Consider the following 2,878-nt stretch of genomic DNA (forward strand, 5'->3'; position numbering starts at 1 on the left):
TCCGATAGATGCAGTTATTCTGGTCGGAAAATCACGATGTTTGCAGTTCAAAGCGCAGATGATTGCGGTCCGTTACAGCTACACCTCTGCCTTCCGTTAATGCGGCTGCGTTTGCACTGTCGCGTATTTCGGGGAGAGGGTTACCCCGATCGCTCCAAGCACTTTAAGAACGGTGCCGAGTTCCGGGTTCCCCTTCTCGCTGAGCGCGCGATAGAGACTTTCGCGCGATAAACCGGTTTCCGTTGCGATCTTGCTCATGCCTTGCGCGCGCGCGACGTTGCCAAGAGCGACGGCGATAAGCACGCTGTCACCACTCGCAAATGCTTCCTCAAGGTAGGCTTCGATAACCTCGGGTGTATCGAGGTAGTCGGCAGTGTCATAAGGCGTTGTTTTGGTAACCATCGTCTTAATCCTCCAAGTGTTTTGCCAAGTCTTTGGCATGTCTGATGTCACGGGTCTGGGTCTTCTTATCCCCACCACACAGTAGAATTACGAGTACGTCCCCGCGCGAGATGAAATAGACCCGATAGCCCTTGCCTTCATGGATGCGCATTTCGCTGACACCTTCGCCAACGGGCTCAACATCGCCGGGATTGCCAAGGCTAAGCCTGTCGATGCGGAGAGCGATCTTGGCCTTCGCACGCTTGTCCTTGAGACGCGTGAACCAGCGGTTGAAGTCATCTGTTTTGCGTATTTCTATCATAACTACTTGTAGCCCACAAGCTACATTTTTGCAAGAAAAAGATGCCGAAACCGGGGATTTCCGCCAGTTCCGGCGCCATATTTTTCTAGGCGTTCATTTCCTTTAGCTGCCGCTCGACCTGTTGGCCTGCAAAGCGGGCCGCATTGGTCAACTGCCGTTGCCACGCGCCTTGGCTCGGTGCCCACTTGAAAGCATGGCTTTTTAGGATCGTGCGAACCTCCGGGGCGGGCTTCCCATCGAAGATGATTTGCAGCCGGTTTTCCTCGGTGTTCTCGATGATGGTACACCCTTCGAAAATCTCACGCTCGCTTGTCTCAACCTCTGCGGCCCGTTCAAGCTGCGCGATGCGTTGCTCTGTGGCCTTGATCCGCGCGTTGTTGTTGGTCAGCCTGAAGCTCTCAAAGGCGACGACGCGGCCATATTTAGGAACCAGCATTTCGCGGGCAAGGGCTGCGCTGTAGTGTGCTGCCACTCGCTCAAGTTCCTTGGCATAGGTCGCAAACTGTTCGCCCTCGGTTTCATGCGTGACACCTCGTTTGTGCCACTTTCGCACAACCCGGTTAGCGCCCTTCATATTGGTTTGCGACTGTTTCAGGTTCGCCAGCTTGTCGCGCAACAGGTCCAGCGCGTCGGGGTCGTCACTGCTGATCCCGCCTTGTCCGACACCGGTCGCACGGCGGCGCAGCTCGTCGGCCCGTTTTGATGCCTCGACACCTCGATCCATGGCGGCGTGAGAGTTTGCAAGGGCGCGGCGGTGCCGCCCCTCGCTGTGGTGCCCGACAAGGATAGGCTGACCAAATGGAATGCCGCTTTTCTCTTCCCGCAAATCCGCTGCGTCAAAGGCCGCGCTGGCCTTGGCGTCCTGCCGATCTGCTGCGGCTAACAGACTTTCTTTGCGGGACTCTTGCTTCTTTTGATAGCTGTTCATTGTGCCGCCTCCGCCCATTCTTTTTCCCAAATGCTCAGGGCCGCCAATATTTTTCCTTCTGAATCAGACAGCGACAGGTCCGGCTTGATGGGGGCCACGGCGTGATGATCCTTGCCAATGGCGCGCAACAGGTTTTCAGACGTTGAGCACACGGACCCTGTTGTCGTTTCATAGTCTGCGTGCATGACGTAGAAAGCAGCGGCTAACTTCTCTGCACCCTCTTTTGCGGGGTGGGTGTAGATACGCAAATCGCTGCCCAGATAGGCCCATTTGTCGTGATGCTTGGCGGTGTTCTCGCCCATCTCTTGATCGTGCAGTTCGGCACGCAAGCGGGCTGGGTTTTCAAAAACCAGCTTCATTTTTGGTTGTCTCCTATGTGGTAAGGTTGGGGCGGTGGGATTGTTCCCTTGATGCCCCCTTTTCGTACTCCTTTTGTACCATCTGAAAACAGCCTAACCAACTGATATATTTACACTTTCTGCTAATAAACCCTTTGCAATCAACACCTTCCCCGTGCTTGCTTTGATGCCCGAGGGAAGGGAGCGCACGCCCCGCTCGCGGGGCAATAAAACCTCGTGGCCGCGCCGCGGCCTCCGCCTACAAGGTCTGATCACAAAACCCCCGGAGATGGCTTGCTCGTCAGCCGTCGGTCGGTCGCGCACGAGCCGACACGGACGGACCAGGACGACGCGGACAAGGGGACCGTGGAATACCGAGGACGGCACCGCCGCCCACAGGATATGCCGCGAAAGCCCCTTGGCCGTGGCGGCCTGGTCTGTCAGTCAAAGGCCGCGACCGATCACGGCTGAACGACACGCCAGCGGGATCTCGTGAGGACCGCAACCACGATGGGCGTTCGGAGCAAAGCGACGAATCCCCAGAGTGGCAAAAGCCGCCCTGGGCGGCTGCGGGGGCCGTCTGCCCCCGGTGCGCAACGCGCACTCCCCCACAGGATATTTCAAGAAGGTGAAGGCAAGAACGATGCGCCTCGATGTCAGCCAGGACCGCACCAGCGACCGTTACCCGCATGGGCCGAGACTCTGGCCCCTGAACGACCATGTGGCCGCGGCGCGCACTGGCTCAGAGAGACAGGGGGCGGCGCACCTGGGCCACAGGGCGGGCAGGGGGTAGAGGCTCGGGGCGGAGGCCGCCTGCCGGCCGAAGCCTAGGTGTAACGGACCGCAATCATCTGCGCTTTGAACTGCAAACATCGTGATTTTCCGACCAGAATAACTGCATCTATCGGA

The 2,878-nt window shown here is 57.9% G+C and carries 4 protein-coding genes; all 4 read right to left on the bottom strand.

From position 1 onward, the window contains the following. Nucleotides 1-96: 96 nt before the first annotated feature. The 4 genes from Q1A75_RS23530 to Q1A75_RS23545 all read right to left on the bottom strand — a co-directional run bounded on the left by Q1A75_RS23530 (nt 97) and on the right by Q1A75_RS23545 (nt 1,990). On the bottom strand, nt 97-402 hold the full coding sequence (locus Q1A75_RS23530; protein WP_299555939.1) for an addiction module antidote protein: 306 nt from the start codon (nt 400-402) through the stop codon (nt 97-99). A gap of 4 nt (nt 403-406) precedes the next feature. Next, entirely contained in the window at nt 407-703 is a 297-nt protein-coding gene (locus tag Q1A75_RS23535) for a type II toxin-antitoxin system RelE/ParE family toxin (RefSeq protein ID WP_299555941.1), read from the bottom strand. An 85-nt stretch (nt 704-788) separates the two neighbouring features. Continuing rightward, on the bottom strand, nt 789-1,631 hold the full coding sequence (locus tag Q1A75_RS23540) for a DUF3560 domain-containing protein (RefSeq protein WP_299555943.1): 843 nt from the start codon (nt 1,629-1,631) through the stop codon (nt 789-791). Further along, nucleotides 1,628-1,990, bottom strand: a complete 363-nt coding sequence (locus Q1A75_RS23545; RefSeq protein ID WP_299555945.1) for a hypothetical protein — start codon at nt 1,988-1,990, stop codon at nt 1,628-1,630. The genes Q1A75_RS23540 and Q1A75_RS23545 overlap by 4 nt, the downstream gene beginning before the upstream one ends. Between the last annotated feature and the right edge of the window lie 888 nt (nt 1,991-2,878).

The organism is uncultured Tateyamaria sp., assembly GCF_947504105.1.
Lineage (GTDB): Bacteria > Pseudomonadota > Alphaproteobacteria > Rhodobacterales > Rhodobacteraceae > Tateyamaria.

Coding starts and splice junctions, on each gene's coding strand:
- Q1A75_RS23535 (WP_299555941.1), bottom strand. CDS start 703: ATGATAGAAATACGCAAAACAGATGACTTCAACCGCTGGTTCACGCGT.
- Q1A75_RS23540 (WP_299555943.1), bottom strand. CDS start 1,631: ATGAACAGCTATCAAAAGAAGCAAGAGTCCCGCAAAGAAAGTCTGTTA.
- Q1A75_RS23545 (WP_299555945.1), bottom strand. CDS start 1,990: ATGAAGCTGGTTTTTGAAAACCCAGCCCGCTTGCGTGCCGAACTGCAC.
- Q1A75_RS23530 (WP_299555939.1), bottom strand. CDS start 402: ATGGTTACCAAAACAACGCCTTATGACACTGCCGACTACCTCGATACA.